17 protein-coding genes and 1 pseudogene are annotated in these 16,902 nt (G+C 49.6%); 6 read left to right on the top strand and 12 right to left on the bottom strand.

Going from position 1 to position 16,902, the window contains the following annotated elements; genetic code table 11:
* Positions 1-98 precede the first annotated feature (98 nt).
* Positions 99-377 (top strand): BlaI/MecI/CopY family transcriptional regulator, encoded by a 279-nt coding sequence (locus A8707_RS03330; protein ID WP_231947912.1) that lies wholly within the window; start codon positions 99-101, stop codon positions 375-377.
* A gap of 110 nt (positions 378-487) precedes the next feature.
* Positions 488-1,303 carry a M56 family metallopeptidase gene (locus A8707_RS03325; RefSeq protein ID WP_068815081.1) on the top strand — a complete coding sequence of 272 codons (816 nt, stop codon included), beginning with the start codon at positions 488-490 and terminating at the stop codon, positions 1,301-1,303.
* Between the two features lie 93 nt (positions 1,304-1,396).
* Here A8707_RS03325 and A8707_RS03320 read toward each other — a convergent pair whose 3' ends face one another.
* Positions 1,397-1,663, bottom strand: coding sequence for a GlsB/YeaQ/YmgE family stress response membrane protein (locus tag A8707_RS03320; protein ID WP_068815079.1), 267 nt, complete (start codon positions 1,661-1,663; stop codon positions 1,397-1,399).
* Positions 1,664-2,080: 417 nt separating this feature from the next.
* On the opposite strand from A8707_RS03320, the gene A8707_RS03315 reads away from it, so the two are divergent.
* A complete protein-coding gene (locus tag A8707_RS03315; protein ID WP_068815110.1) occupies positions 2,081-4,561 on the top strand; it encodes an ATP-dependent Clp protease ATP-binding subunit in 2,481 nt (826 codons plus the stop codon).
* Between the two features lie 74 nt (positions 4,562-4,635).
* On the opposite strand, the gene A8707_RS03310 is transcribed toward A8707_RS03315, so the two are convergent.
* The 7 genes from A8707_RS03310 to A8707_RS03285 all read right to left on the bottom strand — a co-directional run bounded on the left by A8707_RS03310 (position 4,636) and on the right by A8707_RS03285 (position 11,290).
* Positions 4,636-6,597 (bottom strand): hybrid sensor histidine kinase/response regulator, encoded by a 1,962-nt coding sequence (locus A8707_RS03310; RefSeq protein WP_068815077.1) that lies wholly within the window; start codon positions 6,595-6,597, stop codon positions 4,636-4,638.
* Positions 6,598-6,697: 100 nt separating this feature from the next.
* On the bottom strand, positions 6,698-7,162 hold the full coding sequence (locus A8707_RS03305) for a response regulator (RefSeq protein WP_068815076.1): 465 nt from the start codon (positions 7,160-7,162) through the stop codon (positions 6,698-6,700).
* A gap of 98 nt (positions 7,163-7,260) precedes the next feature.
* Positions 7,261-8,823, bottom strand: coding sequence for a sensor histidine kinase (locus A8707_RS03300; RefSeq protein ID WP_068815074.1), 1,563 nt, complete (start codon positions 8,821-8,823; stop codon positions 7,261-7,263).
* Between the two features lie 325 nt (positions 8,824-9,148).
* Positions 9,149-9,289: a hypothetical protein gene (locus A8707_RS28875; RefSeq protein ID WP_197484596.1), complete on the bottom strand. Its 141-nt coding sequence runs from the start codon at positions 9,287-9,289 to the stop codon at positions 9,149-9,151.
* Between the two features lie 201 nt (positions 9,290-9,490).
* Complete coding sequence (locus A8707_RS03295) at positions 9,491-10,108, bottom strand: DUF938 domain-containing protein (RefSeq protein ID WP_068815072.1); 618 nt, start codon at positions 10,106-10,108, stop codon at positions 9,491-9,493.
* A gap of 57 nt (positions 10,109-10,165) precedes the next feature.
* Positions 10,166-10,360 carry a hypothetical protein gene (locus tag A8707_RS03290; RefSeq protein ID WP_068815070.1) on the bottom strand — a complete coding sequence of 65 codons (195 nt, stop codon included), beginning with the start codon at positions 10,358-10,360 and terminating at the stop codon, positions 10,166-10,168.
* A 120-nt stretch (positions 10,361-10,480) separates the two neighbouring features.
* A complete protein-coding gene (locus tag A8707_RS03285) occupies positions 10,481-11,290 on the bottom strand; it encodes a creatininase family protein (RefSeq protein WP_068815068.1) in 810 nt (269 codons plus the stop codon).
* Positions 11,291-11,379: 89 nt separating this feature from the next.
* Between A8707_RS03285 and A8707_RS03280 the strand changes: the two genes are divergently transcribed.
* A complete protein-coding gene (locus A8707_RS03280) occupies positions 11,380-12,669 on the top strand; it encodes a P-loop NTPase fold protein (RefSeq protein ID WP_068815067.1) in 1,290 nt (429 codons plus the stop codon).
* Entirely contained in the window at positions 12,669-14,036 is a 1,368-nt protein-coding gene (locus A8707_RS03275; protein ID WP_068815064.1) for a tetratricopeptide repeat protein, read from the top strand. Before A8707_RS03280 ends, A8707_RS03275 begins: the two co-directional genes overlap by 1 nt.
* A 32-nt stretch (positions 14,037-14,068) precedes the next feature.
* Here the strand turns inward: A8707_RS03275 and A8707_RS03270 are convergent, their stop codons facing one another.
* Positions 14,069-14,290 carry a hypothetical protein gene (locus tag A8707_RS03270; RefSeq protein WP_068815062.1) on the bottom strand — a complete coding sequence of 74 codons (222 nt, stop codon included), beginning with the start codon at positions 14,288-14,290 and terminating at the stop codon, positions 14,069-14,071.
* A 36-nt stretch (positions 14,291-14,326) separates the two neighbouring features.
* Here A8707_RS03270 and A8707_RS03265 point away from each other — a divergent pair, with 36 nt between their 5' ends.
* Positions 14,327-15,151, top strand: coding sequence for a TlyA family RNA methyltransferase (locus A8707_RS03265; protein WP_068815061.1), 825 nt, complete (start codon positions 14,327-14,329; stop codon positions 15,149-15,151).
* 158 nt (positions 15,152-15,309) lie between these two features.
* Here A8707_RS03265 and A8707_RS03260 read toward each other — a convergent pair.
* From A8707_RS03260 to prmC, 3 genes and pseudogenes are all read right to left on the bottom strand, one after another.
* A pseudogene (locus tag A8707_RS03260) lies at positions 15,310-15,641 on the bottom strand (DUF5615 family PIN-like protein).
* Complete coding sequence (locus A8707_RS03255; RefSeq protein ID WP_068815108.1) at positions 15,638-15,862, bottom strand: DUF433 domain-containing protein; 225 nt, start codon at positions 15,860-15,862, stop codon at positions 15,638-15,640. The pseudogene A8707_RS03260 and the gene A8707_RS03255 overlap by 4 nt, the downstream one beginning before the upstream one ends.
* A gap of 109 nt (positions 15,863-15,971) precedes the next feature.
* Complete coding sequence (gene prmC, locus A8707_RS03250; protein WP_068815059.1) at positions 15,972-16,871, bottom strand: peptide chain release factor N(5)-glutamine methyltransferase; 900 nt, start codon at positions 16,869-16,871, stop codon at positions 15,972-15,974.
* Between the last annotated feature and the right edge of the window lie 31 nt (positions 16,872-16,902).

The following is a 16,902-nucleotide window of genomic DNA, read 5'->3' as shown; positions in this document are numbered from 1 at the left end:
GGTCTTGACCTCAACGCGTTGGGATCAATTCTGGAACAAACTGAATCAATACGGCTTTTCCGTTGCCCTCTAATAGTATCAAATAGAGGTCGCACCCGTTGGCATACACCTCTGTGACGACTGTTTTAAACCGTCTCACCAAAAAAGGCTGGCTTGTCTGTGACAAACAAGAGCGCAGCTTTTCATGGAAGCCCCTGCTCTCAAAAGCCGAAGCCAGCGCTCTGCAAGCCTATGAACAACTCAATCAATTTTTAGCCGTCGGCAACCCCGATATCGTCGCTGCCTTTGCCGATAGCCTCGATCAAGCCAGCGTCGAACAGCTAGAAGCGATCGCTCAACGACTACAAGCCATCCGCAAAGCGAGGGAAGCTCAATGATGCACTTAATCCTGCTCTCAGCCGCGTTGGGCGTTGCCTGGGGCATTCGTCAAATCGCCACCATTCCCACAGGTATAGCTACCGCCACATAGGTTAGGACAGGGACATTTTTGGCAGCACGCGAAGCACACTACCAAAAATGTCCTAAGCAAAGTGGCGATGGCTATAGGTGGAGCGATCGCTGGCATCGCACCCTCGGCTTTTTTCTGGTGTCGCCTCTGTTGCTCGTGACCACCGCGATCGCCCTCCTATTTATGGGACCGCGTGGGCAAATGGTGCGCTGGTGGGAAGGGTGGGGCAGTTATTATGCCGCGATCGCGTTTCTCAGCACCGCTCTCTTTCTGGGTTTGAGTTTGACGATCGAGGCACGGCGATCGCTCCAACAAGTTCGGCGCTATCCCAGATCAGAGCAACACGGCAAACCCGCCCGATTGGTTGATATCCCGACTCCTTATGTGGCGCAAATTGGATTCTGGCAGCCAGAGTTGGTCGTCAGTCAAGGGCTGCTAGATTCTCTCGACTCTGCCCACTTAGAAGTTGTCTTTGTGCATGAACAAGGGCATCTGCACTACCGCGATACCTTCTGGTTTTTCTGGCTGGGCTGGCTCCGACAGCTAACGGCTTGGCTGCCTCAAACCGAAGCGCTCTGGCAAGAACTGCTGATTTTAAGAGAACTCAGAGCCGATCGCTGGGCATCTCAACACGTCGATGGTCTGCTGCTCGCTGAAGCGCTGCTCTCAGTCGTTAGCGCTCCTCAGATGCAGCCTGAATTCTGTGCGTCCTTTAGCAGTGTGGCAGTGAGAAACCGACTCGATGAGCGCATCAACGCCCTTTTAGAACCCGAATCAACTGAGCCTGAGAGCAGATCGTGGCTATGGCTGCTGTTCGTCTTGATTCCTTTAATCGTGGTTCCGTTCCATCGTTGACTCTCATTCAAACCAACGCTAAAAGCTCCCTAAATTTGCCACTTCTAGAAGAATTTAGGGAGCTTTCAAGATCGATGGAAGCGGTTCGATCGATTAAGCTGCGCTGCCAGTGACCAGCCCCCACAAAAAGATCGCAATCATCGCGCCCAAAATCGCCACAACCAGCCCCGGAATGCCAGGAAACGTTGCTAGAGCGATCGTTCCGGTTGTCACAAGTGTCACGACACTGCCGCCCAAAAATGCGCCAATAATGCCCAAGATCATCGTGCTGAGGATGCCGCCTCCCTGATTGCCAGGGTAGAGAAGTTTGGCGATCGCGCCTGCCACAATGCCCAAAATAGCCCAAGCGATAAGATTCATCCTGATAATTCTCCTAAAAGTAGCGATCGTTGGTTCAGAATTTGAAGCTAAACCATTCGATCAACGTTTTATCTTTTAGGGTAGTATATCGCTCAACTTTGAATCTCTCAACAGACCAAACTGTTAAAGACATCATTCAGAAAAAGACCGTCTAGTCAAGCGCATTAACCGCCCTCACACCCTCAGTCTGACCGTACTTCGTGCCCTACTGTTGCGACGGTTTTCCTCCCTAGTTGATGATGTTTTGCCCTCGCTACAGTAGGGAAACATAACGAAAGAAAAGTTTACACATTGATAAGTAGGTCTCGATCTCGTTGCGATACATTCTCAAGGATTTGGTCAACAGCCGCCCCAAAAGTGTTTACCGTCATGCGATCTGCCTACTCAAGCTGAAACAGCCTAGTGGAGAAAGTCGAGATGTTTGAAAATTTCACCAATCAGGCGATCGCTGCCATCATGTTTGCTCAAGAAGAAGCGCGTCGGATGCGGCAAAACTCTGTGGGCACCGAGGCGGTTCTGCTGGGCTTACTCAGACAGAAAGACACGATCGCGGTCACTGTGCTGAACGAGTTTGGCATCACGCTAGAAAAAGCACGCCTGGAAGTCGAAAAAATTGTCGGTCGAGGGACGGGATCAACCTTGGCAGATCTTCCCTTCACCCCCAAAACCCGATCCATTTTAGAGAGTGCGTTTGAGCAGGCTCGCCAGCTTGACCATCGCTATATTCACCCAGAGCATCTGCTCCTCAGCCTTGTGCAAGACAGTCAGGGCGTGGGTTCTAAAGTGCTGACCAACTTTGGCGTTGACCTAGCACAGATTCGCACCGAGATTATTCGGGCGCTCGGACAAGTCGCCTCCGTTCCTGCGGGCAACGTCAAAGAGCGTCCGGGGCAAAAAACGGCAGGCGATCACACTCCTGCCCTCGACGAATTTGGCACTAACTGGACGCGTCTCGCCGCAGAAGGCAAACTCGATCCCGTGGTCGGTCGCCAAACTGAAATCGATCGCGTGGTTCAAATTCTGGGTCGTCGCACCAAAAACAATCCCGTCTTAGTGGGCGAACCGGGAGTCGGCAAAACCGCGATCGCCGAAGGGTTAGCCGTGCGAATTCACAACCAAGACATTCCCGAACTGCTGCAAGACAAACAGATCATTAGTTTAGATGTCGGGTCTTTGCTTGCCGGAACCAAGTTTCGGGGCGATTTTGAAGAGCGTCTCAACAACATCATGCAAGAAGTGCGTCAGTCAACCAATATTATTTTAGTGATTGACGAGATTCACACCCTAGTCGGTGCAGGCGGTGCAGAAGGCGGAACCGATGCCGCAAATATGCTCAAGCCAGCCCTGGCAAGAGGTGAATTGCAGTGCATTGGGGCAACTACTCTCGATGAATATCGCAAACACATCGAGCGCGATGCGGCATTAGAGCGACGATTCCAACCTGTCATGGTGGGCGAACCGTCTGTTGACGAAACGATCGAGATTTTGCGCGGCTTGCGCGATCGCTACGAGCAACACCATCAGCTCACGATTAGCAACGCTGCGATCGAAGCGGCGGCGAAATTCTCAGATCGCTATATCACCGATCGGTTCTTGCCTGACAAAGCGATTGACCTGATCGACGAAGCCAGTTCTATGGTGCGGCTGAGACATTCTTATCAGTCTCTTGCCAAAGCGCTTAAGAAAGAATTGCGTCAAGTCACCCAAGCCAAGCAAGCCACCGTCGAAGCGCAAGACTTTGTAGAAGCTGGAAAACTGCGCGATCGTGAGATCGAACTAGAAGCGCAAATTCAGGCGGCACGTAGCTCAAAGGCAGGAGAAGCGGCTCCTACGATCTCCCCGATCGTTACCGAAGAAGACATTGCCCAAGTGGTATCGTCTTGGACGAGCATTCCCGTCAACAAGCTGACCGAATCAGAATCGGCTCTCTTGCTGCATTTAGAAGACACCCTGCATGAGCGGATTGTCGGACAACAAGAAGCAGTCACCGCCGTTTCTCGCGCCATCAAACGCGCCAGAGTCGGATTGCAAAGTCCCGATCGCCCGATCGCCAGCTTCATCTTCTCTGGTCCGACTGGAGTAGGCAAAACTGAACTTGCCAAAGCTCTAGCTGCCAATGTGTTTGGCTCTGAAGATGCGATGATTCGGCTCGATATGTCTGAGTTTATGGAGTCACACACTGTCTCGAAGCTGATCGGGTCACCTCCGGGCTATGTCGGCTACGACGAAGGCGGTCAACTCACCGAAGCCGTGCGCCGCAAACCCTACACCGTGATCTTGTTCGACGAAATCGAGAAAGCTCACCCCGATGTCTACAATATGCTGCTGCAACTGTTAGATGAAGGGCACCTTACCGATGCCAAAGGTCGCACAGTCAGCTTTAAAAATACGCTGCTGATCATGACCTCTAACCTCGGCTCAAAAGCGATCGAGAAAGGCGGCTCAGGTCTGGGCTTTGAAATCTCATCTGAAACCCAAGAATCGGCACAATATAGCCGCATTCGCAATCAGGTCAACGACGAGTTGAAAAACTACTTCCGTCCTGAGTTTCTCAACCGTCTTGATGAGATTATCGTCTTCCGTCAGTTAACTCGCGATGAGGTGACTCAAATCGCCGATCTACTGATTCGTGAAGCTGCTGATCGTTTGAATGAACAAGGCATCGGCTTAGAGGTGAGCGATCGCTTCAAAGCCCGTGTCGTCGTCGAAGGCTATAACCCCAGCTATGGGGCACGTCCTCTGCGTCGAGCGATCTCTCGGCTCTTAGAAGACAGCTTGGCAGAAGCCTTTTTGTCAGGTCGGATTCAGTCAGGTGATGTGGCGATCGTCGATATCGACGAAGACGGTCAGGTGCAAGTCAGTCGAGAACAATCAAAAGTTGTTGAGATGGCTGCTTAGGTAGATTTCAAAAATCGGCGTTGCTGAATCCAGGTATGAATTGCCTAGATTCAGCAATGACCAAAAATCAGACTTTACGAGCCAGAGGGATTGAACTCTCTGGCTCTTGCTTTGATTACAGCTTTAATCAATTGCTCTAGCTCGATCGGTTTCGCTAAATGATCTTGAAAGCCAGCCGCGATCGCTCGTTCTCGATCCTCTATTCTTGCGTAGGCAGTCAACGCGATCGCCGGAATTTGACTCCCGTTTTCGGACGCTCTCACCCGCTTGAGCAGCATATAGCCATCTTCTTCTGGCATCCCGATATCGCTTAAGAGAATGTTTGGCTTAAACTGCTCGATCGCTGCAAACGCCTTTTCTGCCGACAAAGCTGAGTGTACGATCGCCCCCGACTGCTCTAACAAAATCGTCATCCAACCTAGCGTATCTCTCTCATCATCCACGACCAAAATCCGCAGACCCGCGAGGGGAAGCGGTGAAGAATGGAGGTTAAAGGATGAATTTCTATTTTCATCTAGTCCGCCGCCCTCATGCTTTAAAAGCGGTAGCTTCACGGTAAATGTTGACCCTTCCCCGTCGCCGAGACTAATTGCCTCGACTGTGCCGCCGTGAAGCTCGATCAGATGACGCACGATCGCCAGACCCAACCCTAAGCCGCCAAACGTGCGAGTCGTGCTGCCATCTGCCTGTCGAAAGGAGTCGAACACATAGGGCAAAAACTCAGAATCGATGCCTTTACCCGTATCGCGAACCGTAATTTTGGCGTATTGCTCATCTGCAAGAGTATGTGTAGAGTCAATCGTCAGTTCAATCTCAACGTGTCCATGATTGGGAGTAAATTTGATTGCATTTGAGAGTAGATTCCAGATCACCTGCTGCAATCGACCTGCATCACCGAGAGCGACGTAGTTGATGTTATCAGCAGCATTAAATTCTAATTGAATTGATTTTGCGTCTGCCGATAATCGAACCGTTTCTAACGCTGATTCAATCACGGTCACTAAATTGACGGGTTGAGCATTTAAGCTAAATTTGCCCCGCAGAATTCGAGAGACATCTAGCAAATCTTCAATCAACTGAGTTTGAATTTTGGCATTTCGCTCAATGGTCTCTAGCCCCCGCGCCAACGTGATTGGGTCAGGAGGCTTTGCCCGTAACAGCCTTGACCACCCTACGATCGGGTTTAATGGCGTTCTCAATTCGTGAGAAAGAACGGCTAGAAACTCATCTTTAATGCGGTTTGCCTCTTTTGCTTGATGATAGAGCCGTTTAGCATCATCAATATCGGTTGCGGTGCCATACCAATAGAGAAGCTGATCCTGCTCATCTTTAAAGGGCACGACTCGCACCAAATGCCATCGATAAACGCCGTCATGTCGGCGAATTCGGCACTCTATTTCGTAGGGATTGCCCGATCGAATGCCGATCGTTCTCGTCTCAGTCACGGCTTCCATATCGTCAGGATGCGTCGCTCCTACCCAGGTTTGTGCTTTTTGAACTCCAAAAGAGGTGCCCGTGTATTCTTGCCAGCGAGAATTTAAGTAGTCTGCTTCACCGTCAGCGTTATTGATCCAAACAAAATTGGGGACGGCATCTGCCAAAGTGCGAAAGCGCCGTTCGCTGAGATGTAGCGCTGCGATCGCGTGTTGATAGTCACGCCGTTCTTGAGCTTCTCTCAGTGCCCGATTGACCGCCGGAACCAGTCGCTCTAGTCGCTGCTTGAGCACATAGTCAGTGGCACCCCGTTTGAGCGTGTCGATCGCCAACTCTTCGCCCAAGGTGCCCGACACCAAAATAAACGGCACGTTGGGGCAGATGTCACGAGCAAGGTCTAGCGCTGCAATGCCATCAAAACTAGGCAGCGAATAATCAGACAAAATTAAATCAAACGTCATTGAGTTGAGTGTCTCTATAAACGTCGATCGAGTCTGCACCCGCACCAGTTCACACTCAATGTCTCCATTCGTTAGCGTTGCCTGAATCAGTTCGGCATCTAGAGAGCTATCTTCTAACAAGAGAAATTGAAGAAATGGCATAGAGTTAACCTTGATATCGTGTCCGTCGAAGTGTCTGTCAAGCGGGGACATTTTGCCAAACGTGCCAACTCAACAGAGAGTTAGATGAAACCGGATAGGACTATCGAGCGATCGAGGGTAGCGACCCAGGTGGCGGCTGATTGACGACCGCCCAAAATAACCCCACTTGTTTAATCACATCTACAAACTCATGAAAGTCAATCGGCTTAACGACATAGGCGTTGGCACCCAATTCATAGCAGCGCAGCAAATCTGGTTCTTCTCGCGATGAAGTCAACACCACGATCGGAATCAAGCGAAATGCCGGATCAGCTTTAACTTGGGTCATCACCTCCATGCCATTAATCTTGGGAAGCTTGAGATCGAGCAACACCACGACTGGGTTGCCCTCCATTCTCATCTTAAAGATGCCTCGACGATAAAGATAATTTAACGCCTCCTCCCCATCTCGCACCACGACCACTTCGTTTGCTAAGTGATTTTCAGACAGCGAGTTTAAGATCAATTCCACATCATTTGAACTGTCTTCGACTAGCAAAACACGTCTCATATCTGGTTCTGGCATTGATCTAGGTCATACTCCTTTCTTACTCCGTAGTCCGATCCTCCGCAGTCCGCTAAGGGTAGTGCGTCAGTCGGCAGTGCGTCGTTAACTGTGAGGGATCAGTAATCTGAGATTAGTAACCCGGCTGGACTTCCGGTTCGACTTTTGGGTAGTGAAAAATAGAACGTTGCCCCCCGATCGACGACTCCCTCTGCCCACACTCGCCCACCGTGACGGTGAATAATGCGTTGGACATTTGCCAGCCCAATGCCTGTGCCCTCAAACTGAGTGCCCACATGAAGCCGCTGAAAGATGCCGAACAGTTTGTCAACATATCGCATATCAAAACCGATGCCATTATCGCGTACAAAAAATATCATTTCATCTGGGTGGTCAAAACTGCCAATTTCTATTTCGGTTTTTTCACACAAACGAGTATATTTCGCTGCATTTTCGAGCAGATTGCGAAGAACCAGCCTCAACATCGAGGGATCGCCCTGAACCACGGGTAGAGAATGGATCTTCCACTGAATCACCCGATCGCCCACATCCAGATCGATTTCCCGTTTCACTTCTTTGAGCAATTCTGCCAGACTAAATGCGATGGTGTGCATCTCCGATCGCCCCATTCGCGAGAAGGTCAGCAAATCATCAATCAACACTCCAGCTTGTTTGGTCGTGTTGACGATCGTAGTGACATAACGAGCGCTTGTTTCATCCAAATTTTCAGGTTCGAGTCGCGCTTTTAAAAGCTGCACAAACCCAGCAATGTGGCGCAACGGTGCCCGCAAATCGTGAGACACCGAGTAAGAGAACGACTCTAGTTCTTTGTTTGCCGCTTCGAGTTGAGCGGTGCGCTGTTTAACTCTTATCTCCAGCCCTTCGTTGAGTTGCTTGATTTCGAGTTCGGCTTGTTTGCGTTGAGTCACGTCATGGGCAACGGCATAAGCCAAGCCTTCTTCAACGACGGGCACCGACACCCAATCAAGCCAGCGATATGACCCATCTTGACAGCGATAGCGATTCTCAAAATGCAGCGTTGCGACCCCGGTCGCCAGAGTCTCGACTTCTGTCAGAGTGATTGCCCGATCGTCAGGATGCACAAATTCGAGAAAAGGCTTGCCTAGAAGTTCGGCAGCATCATAGCCAAGAATTCTCTCAAAGGCGGGATTGATGCGCTTAAAGTAACCATCTAATCCTACGACACACAGCAGGTCTAACGAGAGCGTAAAGAAGCGATCGCGATCGTCTTTGGCTTGTTTCAGTTCGGCTTCGTGACGTTTGCGGTCACTAATATCTTTAATGATTGCAATAAAATATTTAGGATCACCATCAGGTTCATGAACTAGAGAGACGGTGAGATTAATCCAAACTAGGCTGTCGTCTTTGCAGATACATCGTTTTTCTAGCGAGTAGTTTTGGACTTCACCCGCTAGCAGTTGCTGCATGTGGTCTAGATCGGGTTCAAGATCTTCAGCGTAGGTAATGTCTTGAAACGTTCTCTGGATCAGCTCTTGGTGAGAATACCCTACGATTTCACAGAGTTTTTGATTTACCCTGAGCCACTGCCCTGTAGTGCTAACGTGGGCGATCCCCACTCCTGCTAGGTCAAATGTCGTTTCAAACTCCTGTTCTTGCTCCCACAAAGCAACCTTGATCGCCGATCGATTCTCAGCCGTCACCGTTTCCGCCCCGTTTTGAAACGCCGTTTAGACCCACTGGATCATGTGAACACAGTTCTTTTCATAATCCAATAGATGACGGACGATCGGTGCTCTCTCTAAAGGTAGAGGTTTAGCAGATTACTAAGGAACGTGGATTTATTAAGGTGCACCTTCTCACCCTCACCCTAGCCCTCTCCTCAAGGAGAGGGAACAAGACTCTGACTCCCTTCTCCCTAGGCAGAAGGGTTGGCGAGGGCTTTGCCCCACTTCGTGAGGAGGGCAGAAGACGCTCACAAGTCTTACAGGTTATTTAAGCCACGATCCTAAGCAACTGAGATCATGCTTAACGATAGAGCAAGTAACTTGACTCTAATAAAATCTTTGGAGGCAGCGATCGAGCGACTGAATAATGTAGGTTAGGCATTTCTGACCAGCAGGTGCGGCAGAACCAGTACAGCGATCCGTGGCGAATGTGGCGCAGCATTGGATTAGAACAACAAGGGCATGTAGTGATCATTTTTAAAGCGTCAAAAACGAATGTTATCGCCGACACTTTTTGCGTATCGCTGGCGTTATTCTTGACGATAGAATTTAAATATGAGGAAGCTGTGAGGAAGTTTTCAAATAATAAACTTTCGCAACGTTTAAACACATCTCGCAATGTCCATTAGTCGTGATCACGTTTCTAAACACGACGGAAAACAACCGAAAGATTGTTGGCTGGCATTGCGTAAATTTTGACCAGCGAAAGATCATGTAACTGGGCGATCGCCATCACTTCCTCTAAATCCCGAATGCCCCACTCTGAGTTGCGCGTCCGCAGACTTTCATCAAACGTCACATTGCTCGTTTCCATCGGTCTTCCACCCTGCTTAAAGGGACCGTATAAATACAAAACTCCTTCGGCAGGGAGCAGTCTTTTCGCTCCTCTCATCAACCCGACACAGGCTGACATCGGCGCAATGTGAACCATGTTGATGTTGACGATCGCCGTGAGCGATTTCTGCTGATCGGGCGCGATCGTCCAGATTGAATCACGGGCATCGATCGCGATCGATGCCTCTAAGTTTTCCGCAGGTTGACGCGATCGCCACGCGGCAATACTGGCTCGTGCAGCAGGGTTGGGATCAGACGGCAACCACCTGCGAGGCGCAAGTCGAGGCGCAAAAAAGACCGCGTGTTCTCCGGTGCCGCTAGAAATCTCTAACACAGTGCCCGTCGGCGGCAACACTTGCAGCAGCACCTCAAGAATCGGTTCTCGATTGCGCTCGGTAGCAGAGGCAAACTGACGATCGTCGAGCATAGCACGTTGGGGAATCAGAAATCAAGACTCAGCATACCCTTGATCCCTAATCTCTAATTAGTAACTATCGCCACCTGCAACCAAATTTTTGTCAGACTCGATCGTCAACTGCGCCAGTGACGCATCCCGAATGGCTTGCCACTGGCAATAAAGCTCAGAGCCATCTAAATCGCTCACTTGAAACTTTTTAACCGCTTCATCAAGTTCTTGTAGCGTCGTTGGAACCGGAACCGCACAGGTGAGTTCTGCCATTTGATTTCTCCAATGAAGGGATGAACAAGGCTATCGTACCCGATTGCTTTCAATTCTAGTGGGATCTCAAAATAAGGAGTATTGACCGTTACAAACCTAGATGATTTGTGAGCGATCGTATCAATGCCACGCCTGCGGTTGTCGAAACGTATAGACCTCTTTAATCACATCGACCCAGCCATTTGCAAGTGCTTCGAGGAGGCGATCGCCCTTCTCTTGGGTTGCAGGTAACGGGTCGCCCAACACGCCACTCTTGCTCAAATCCCGCGTTGTCCAAGCAAACGGCAGTGCTCCTTCCATGCTCAATAAGCCCGATCGCGGCTCATCAAGCGGATATTCTGCCACAGCCCGATCCATTTTCACCTGATCAGGCAAGATTGACAGCAGCAAGCTCGTTTCAGCATCTCCGGCGTGAATGCCGAGCGCCAATTCTTTGGGAGTGATTAACTCGATCGGCACCTTCGGCACCTTCCAAGTGAACAGCGGAAACACGATAAAATCTTCATATTTTTGATGGAGATCTCGTGCCGCAATCTCAATGATCTGCGGCTGTCCCCCGTGAGAATTCATAAACACCAGTTTGCGAAATCCGGCTCGATAGACGCTTTCTGCAACGTCCATCAGCACTGCCAGCAGCGTTTGAGCACTGAGCGTAATTGTGCCCGGAAAGTGCCAATGCTCGTTTGATTTACCGTAATCTAAACACGGCAGCGCATAAGCGGGAATGCTGGCATCCAATTGACTCAACGCTTTGCCCAAGACTGCGACACTAATGGCGGCATCAACCGCTAACGGCAAATGCGGTCCGTGTTGCTCGATCGCGCCCATTGGCTGCACAATCACAACATTTTCTTTGTCGGGCATCGCCTGAATATCTGTCCAGGTGAGATAGGGAAAGAAGCGATCGGGCGGGATGAAACCGTGGAGCATAAAGAAGGATAAGGAGGGATGAATGATTAAGATACGCTAGATCAGGAAGTGGAGGATGATGTTGATAGCACATTTCTGATGAGCGAAGTATGGCTGATAATTTATTGACTCTGTTTCAGACGGCATACAGAAATCTCGATCTGCTGCCTTTGTTAGATCAAAAGGATCTCGATCGCTTTGGAGTCAAGTATGGCGAACAGGTGATTGAAGAATTAGTGCAACTGGTAGAAGACAGTGGGGCGGCGGATAGCAAAGTTATTTTTTCGGGACATCGCGGGTGTGGAAAATCGACGTTGTTAGCGGAGTTTAGTCGCAGTCCGTTGATGGGCGATCGCTATTTTGTGGTGCTGTTTTCGATCGCAAAAGTGATTGAAATGTCGGATGTCGATCACATCAATATTTTGTTTGCGATCGCGCTCAATTTAATGGTCGAGGCAGAAAAGCATCGGGTTGACATTCCCAAGTCTACGCAAGATGCAATTTATAAGTGGTTTGCTGAACAAACTCAAACGGATGTTAAAGAATTAAAAGGGGAAGCCAAAGTCGGATTTAATCTATTAGAAGCCTTTAGTTTGCAGCTACAAACCAATGCGGGTGTGCGTAAAGAAATTAAGCAAAAGTTTGAGCGAAACACGTCTGAATTGGTCAGTCAACTCAATATTATTGCTGCGGTCTTGCAAGCTGCAACTAAAAAAACGATTTTAGTGATTATTGATGATTTAGATAAATTAGAACTTTCGGTGGTTAGACCCATTTTTAGAGACAATATTAAAACGCTTTGTCTGCCCGGATTTCACATTATTTATACGATTCCGATGGCGACGCTGCGAGATAAAGAGATCTTGCCGACGATCGAGACAGAAACCAATAATCAATTGGTGAGTATGCCCGTTCTAAAGCTGTTTGCAAAAGACGAATGCCGCAACCCCAATGCAGTTCCCAAACCAGAAGTCATAGATGTCTTGTGTGAGATTCTCCACAAGCGAATTCCAGATCATCTCTTAGACAGACAGACGGCAGAAAAGATGATTCGCTACAGTGGCGGCGTTTTACGAGAGCTAATTCGGATTGCGAACGAGTGCTGTCGAATCTGTCTGCGGTTAATTCGTCGTGATCCGACGCAGACGATCGTCATCGATGATGCAATTTTAGAAGAAGCAGTAAACAAACTGCGGAATGATTTTTCGATTCGACTAGGAAAGGTTGATTACGAGATTTTGCCCAAGGTTTATACCGAATTAATGCCCGATGATCCGACGCAAAAAGAGTTTTTAGACTTACTGCACGGGCTGCATGTTTTAGAATATCGCAATCATAGAACTTGGTATGACGTACACCCGATCGTGGTTGAACTACTAACCGATAGGAATCTAATCTAATGTCTGACGTAGCCGCACTGGATGCAGAAAACCTGGAGGCGTATGAAGATTTGCTCGTCACGATCGAGGCGAGTCAAGGGTTTTTTAGTGTGCTGATTGCGGTCTGTGATAACGGTCAGTTTCGTGACGAATTAATTACCCGACTTGAGGCAGATTTGCAGCCAGATATTCGCTGCCATCGACTTTTGTTGATTCGGGGAGAACCGAGTCTTAAGATGACGATTTTGCAAAGAATGCAGACCGATGATTATCTGCGTGAGGGCGGTCGATCGGTGGTGATGGTGACTGGGGCAGAGCAGCTTTATTTCTTGCAGTTGGGTGAGGAAAAATCGGAGCAGGATGCTTTTTTTGGCTATTTGCAGTGGACGCGGGAGGCGTTGCCAGAGTTTCGGTTCCCGATCGTGCTGTGGGTGACGACGCAATTGCTGACGCAGATGGAGCGGAAAGCGCCAGATTTTTGGGGTTGGCGTAAAGGGGTGTTCCGGTTTGAGTCGCGCCAAACTGCGGCGGTGAAGAGCGCACAGCTTGAATCGTTTCAACCCATCTTGGCGGAAATGGGGCTGGCGATCGAAGATGATATTCTGTTGCCCCTGGCAGATTTGCAAGCGCTGATCGCCCAAACCGAGCAAAAACGCCCTGACGATCCTTTATTGGCAACGCTGTATAACCAAATGGGGCGGCTCTATGCTGGCAGAGCAGAATGGGGAGAAGCGATCGACTATCAGCAAGAACAGGAGACGGCAATTGGCTACTTTCGCAAAGCGATTGACCTGCAAGGAGTGAGCGATCAAGAAGAGGATTTTGCAAATAGCCTATCTTGGTTGGCATATCTGTATCGATCGCAAGGACGCTACGCTGAAGCCGAACCGCTCTATCTCCAGGCACTCGAAATCAGGCAACGCCAGTTAGGAGATGACCATCCCGATGTGGCAACCAGCCTCAATAATTTGGCATCACTGTATAAATCGCAAGGACGCTACCCTGAAGCCGAACCGCTCTACCTCCAGGCACTCGAAATCAGGCAACGCCAGTTAGGAGATGACCATCCCGCTGTGGCAACCAGCCTCAACAATTTGGCAGGACTGTATAAATCGCAAGGACGCTACCCTGTAGCCGAACCGCTCTATCTCCAGGCACTCGAAATCAGGCAACGCCAGTTAGGAGATGACCATCCCGCTGTGGCAACCAGCCTCAATAATTTGGCAGGACTGTATGAATCGCAAGGACGCTACCCTGAAGCCGAACCGCTCTACCTGCAAGCGTTGTCGATCGCCCTCGAAAAGTTAGGAGAAACCCATCCCAACACCCAAACGGTACGAGAAAATCTTGAGCTTCTTCGTCAAGGAATGACACAAACGACCTCTTAGATAGAAACGATCGTGTTTCCAGCAGGAAGATTCTAGGTTTGAAGCGGAACGATCGCCTTCCACACTGCAACATTCTCACTTTGAACACGAACGATCGTGTCCAGAACACGAAACTTCTCGCTTTGAGCACGAACGATCGCCTTCCAAGCCGCAACATTCTCACCTTGAACACGATCGTTCGTGTTCTGAGCACGAAACTTCTCATCTTGAACATGGACGATCGTGTTCTGAACCGTAACCGTCCTCGCTATCATGACTACGCAGCCCTCAAAACTTAAAACTCAAAACTCTTGAAGCAGCGCCTCGACACTTTACTGGTAGACCGTGCCCTCTGTGACTCTCGCCAACAGGCACAGCGCCTGATCCAAGCCGGAGAAGTCAGGGTCGATCGCCAACTCATCGACAAACCCGGCACCGAAGTTAACACCAGCGCCGAGATTCAAATCAAGCAGCGATCGCCCTATGTCTCCCGTGGGGGTGAAAAGCTGATCAAAGCGCTGCAAGTTTTTGAGATTAAGGTCAGCGATCGAACTTGTCTCGATGGCGGCATCTCAACCGGAGGCTTTACAGACTGTCTGCTGCAAGCGGGTGCAAAATTGGTGTACGGCATTGACGTAGGCTACGGGCAAGTCGCCTGGAAGCTCAGACAAGATCCCCGCGTCATCTTACGAGAACGCACAAACCTGCGAAATCTCAGATCAGAAGACTTATATGCCCCCGATCAGACCCATCCCGATTTGGGTGTGGTCGATGTGTCATTTATCTCCCTCACAAAAGTGCTGCCAGCGATGTGGAACCTGCTGCAAGCGCCGCGCGAGATGCTGCTGCTCGTCAAGCCCCAGTTTGAAGTTGGGCGCGATCGAGTCGGCAAAAAAGGTGTCGTTCGCGATCCTAAAGACCAAGCGGGAGCCATCTTCCAAGTCTTGCAATCTGCCCAACAGCTCGGCTGGAGCTATCGCGGACTCACCTGGTCGCCCCTCGTTGGACCTGCCGGAAACATTGAGTATCTGCTGTGGCTAAGTCTAGAAAATGGGCTGACTCCGCCTGACCTAGAGCAGATTAGACAGTTGGCTCGATCGGCGCACACAGCCTTAGTCAAAGAACCAGAGGAATGAGGTTTCAACCTGTTAGCGATGCCTTGATCATCCTCGCGATAAGCTGACCGACTTTTAGTTTGCACAAACTAGCTTTGGAAACCCTTTTCCCACAGGAAAAGGGCTATCAATCTAGATGAGGGTCAGCTTAAAACACGTTGATAGGGTGGTTTTTCATTCTAAAACAGGGTCAATATCCCAGCGTTGGGGTTTTCGTTGAGATATTGAATAGTCTCGAAGTGCAACCGCAGCATCAACTCGATCGCCTGAGTGGAACAATTTCCACGACGAATCCAGACAACTTTAGGCGGAATCCCTGAATTAAGCTGACCTCATTAAAGTCTGCATCTCTCGTAACGATGATGAAGTCATGTTGTTGAGCGTAAGCCCACAAAATTAGATCAGTTGATTGATCAAGCTCAACATCGTAAACGTGTTTTGAATTGGGATATAAGTTAGCGAGACAATTAACTAACCGAGGCGACAGGTTTTGATCAAACAAAAGTTTCATGCTTGAGCAACGAGGGTTTGTCGCTCTCGATCGGCTGCATAGCTCAAACAGGCGAGAATATCTTCCTGCGTTAAGTATGGGAAGTCTTCTAAGATCTCTTGGTAAGTCATGCCCGAAGCGAGGTAAGACAGCACATCATAAACCGTGATTCGCATTCCTCGGATGCAAGGTTTTCCACTGCGTTTGCCAGGTTCGATCGTGATGATGTTTTGGTAGTTCATCGCTTCGCCGACAGCTTGATAGGTTCGATTGTATCTCAACAACTGGAACCATCCTCAATTGCAGCCACTCATTACAATCGAGTCATGCAACCCTGTATACATTTATGAGTCAACTTTGGAGGACGATCGCGGTTGCAAATCGCTCAACCCCTGCTAAATCTCGGTGAATTTGAATCTTGCCATAACTCCCCTGATCGGTCAGCAATCGAGTCACGGCATCCGCTTGACCTGCCATCATTTCGACCATCCAAACGCCACCAATCCGCAGATAGTTAGGAGCCATCGTGACCAGGTGACGAATGCAGTCCAACCCGTCAGAGCCGCCGTCAAGAGCAAGATGCGGCTCGTGATTCGTCACTTCTGGCTGAAGTTCTCGCACCATTTGACTGGGAATATAAGGCGGATTTGAGACCAGTCCGCTTAGTTTGCCTTTGAGAAACTCCAAGGGTTCTAGCCAGTTTCCTTGATAAAACTGAACCCGATCGCCAAACCCAAGATTCTGAGCATTTTGTTGCGCGATCGCCAACGCCTCACTGCTGCAATCTACGGCATGAATGATTGCATTGGGAAACACATCGGCAAGACCCATCGCGATCGCGCCACTTCCCGTTCCCAAATCTGCCCAATCTCCCGTTTTGAGTGCCGGATTCAGAATGGTCGCCGCGATCGCTAAATCAATTAACTCCTCTGTTTCAGGGCGAGGAATTAACACTGCCGGAGAGACGCTCAACGTGAAGGTGCGCCACGGAGTCGATCCCGCTAAATATTGAATCGGAACTCGTTGGTCGATCCGTTGCTGCCAACGTTGTTTTAATTCTAAAAACGGAATCTTTAATTTGATTCGAGATTGATACTTAAATGACTCTAGCCGCAGTGATAAGCGATCGAGTCCTGCTAACTCTTGCAGCAGCCAATCGACCTCAGACGGCAAAATGGCAGCGTCGATCGCAGAAGCTTGAGCCTCTTGTCGCCACTGCCATAGATTTAATCCAGAAATCTCACAGGTCATCGGTTCTTTAATTGAGTACGAATGACCCGCG

The organism is Phormidesmis priestleyi BC1401 (assembly GCF_001650195.1).
In the GTDB taxonomy this organism is placed as follows: domain Bacteria; phylum Cyanobacteriota; class Cyanobacteriia; order Leptolyngbyales; family Leptolyngbyaceae; genus Phormidesmis_A; species Phormidesmis_A priestleyi_B.
This window is presented reverse-complemented; position numbering and strand designations above follow the sequence as displayed.

Coding starts and splice junctions, on each gene's coding strand:
- A8707_RS03320 (WP_068815079.1), bottom strand. CDS start 1,663: ATGAATCTTATCGCTTGGGCTATTTTGGGCATTGTGGCAGGCGCGATC.
- A8707_RS03285 (WP_068815068.1), bottom strand. CDS start 11,290: ATGCTCCACGGTTTCATCCCGCCCGATCGCTTCTTTCCCTATCTCACC.
- A8707_RS03295 (WP_068815072.1), bottom strand. CDS start 10,108: ATGCTCGACGATCGTCAGTTTGCCTCTGCTACCGAGCGCAATCGAGAA.
- A8707_RS03290 (WP_068815070.1), bottom strand. CDS start 10,360: ATGGCAGAACTCACCTGTGCGGTTCCGGTTCCAACGACGCTACAAGAA.
- A8707_RS03270 (WP_068815062.1), bottom strand. CDS start 14,290: ATGATAGCGAGGACGGTTACGGTTCAGAACACGATCGTCCATGTTCAA.
- A8707_RS03280 (WP_068815067.1), top strand. CDS start 11,380: ATGGCTGATAATTTATTGACTCTGTTTCAGACGGCATACAGAAATCTC.
- A8707_RS03275 (WP_068815064.1), top strand. CDS start 12,669: ATGTCTGACGTAGCCGCACTGGATGCAGAAAACCTGGAGGCGTATGAA.
- A8707_RS03310 (WP_068815077.1), bottom strand. CDS start 6,597: ATGCCATTTCTTCAATTTCTCTTGTTAGAAGATAGCTCTCTAGATGCC.
- A8707_RS03315 (WP_068815110.1), top strand. CDS start 2,081: ATGTTTGAAAATTTCACCAATCAGGCGATCGCTGCCATCATGTTTGCT.
- A8707_RS03305 (WP_068815076.1), bottom strand. CDS start 7,162: ATGCCAGAACCAGATATGAGACGTGTTTTGCTAGTCGAAGACAGTTCA.
- A8707_RS28875 (WP_197484596.1), bottom strand. CDS start 9,289: ATGCTGCGCCACATTCGCCACGGATCGCTGTACTGGTTCTGCCGCACC.
- A8707_RS03255 (WP_068815108.1), bottom strand. CDS start 15,862: ATGAACTACCAAAACATCATCACGATCGAACCTGGCAAACGCAGTGGA.
- prmC (WP_068815059.1), bottom strand. CDS start 16,871: ATGACCTGTGAGATTTCTGGATTAAATCTATGGCAGTGGCGACAAGAG.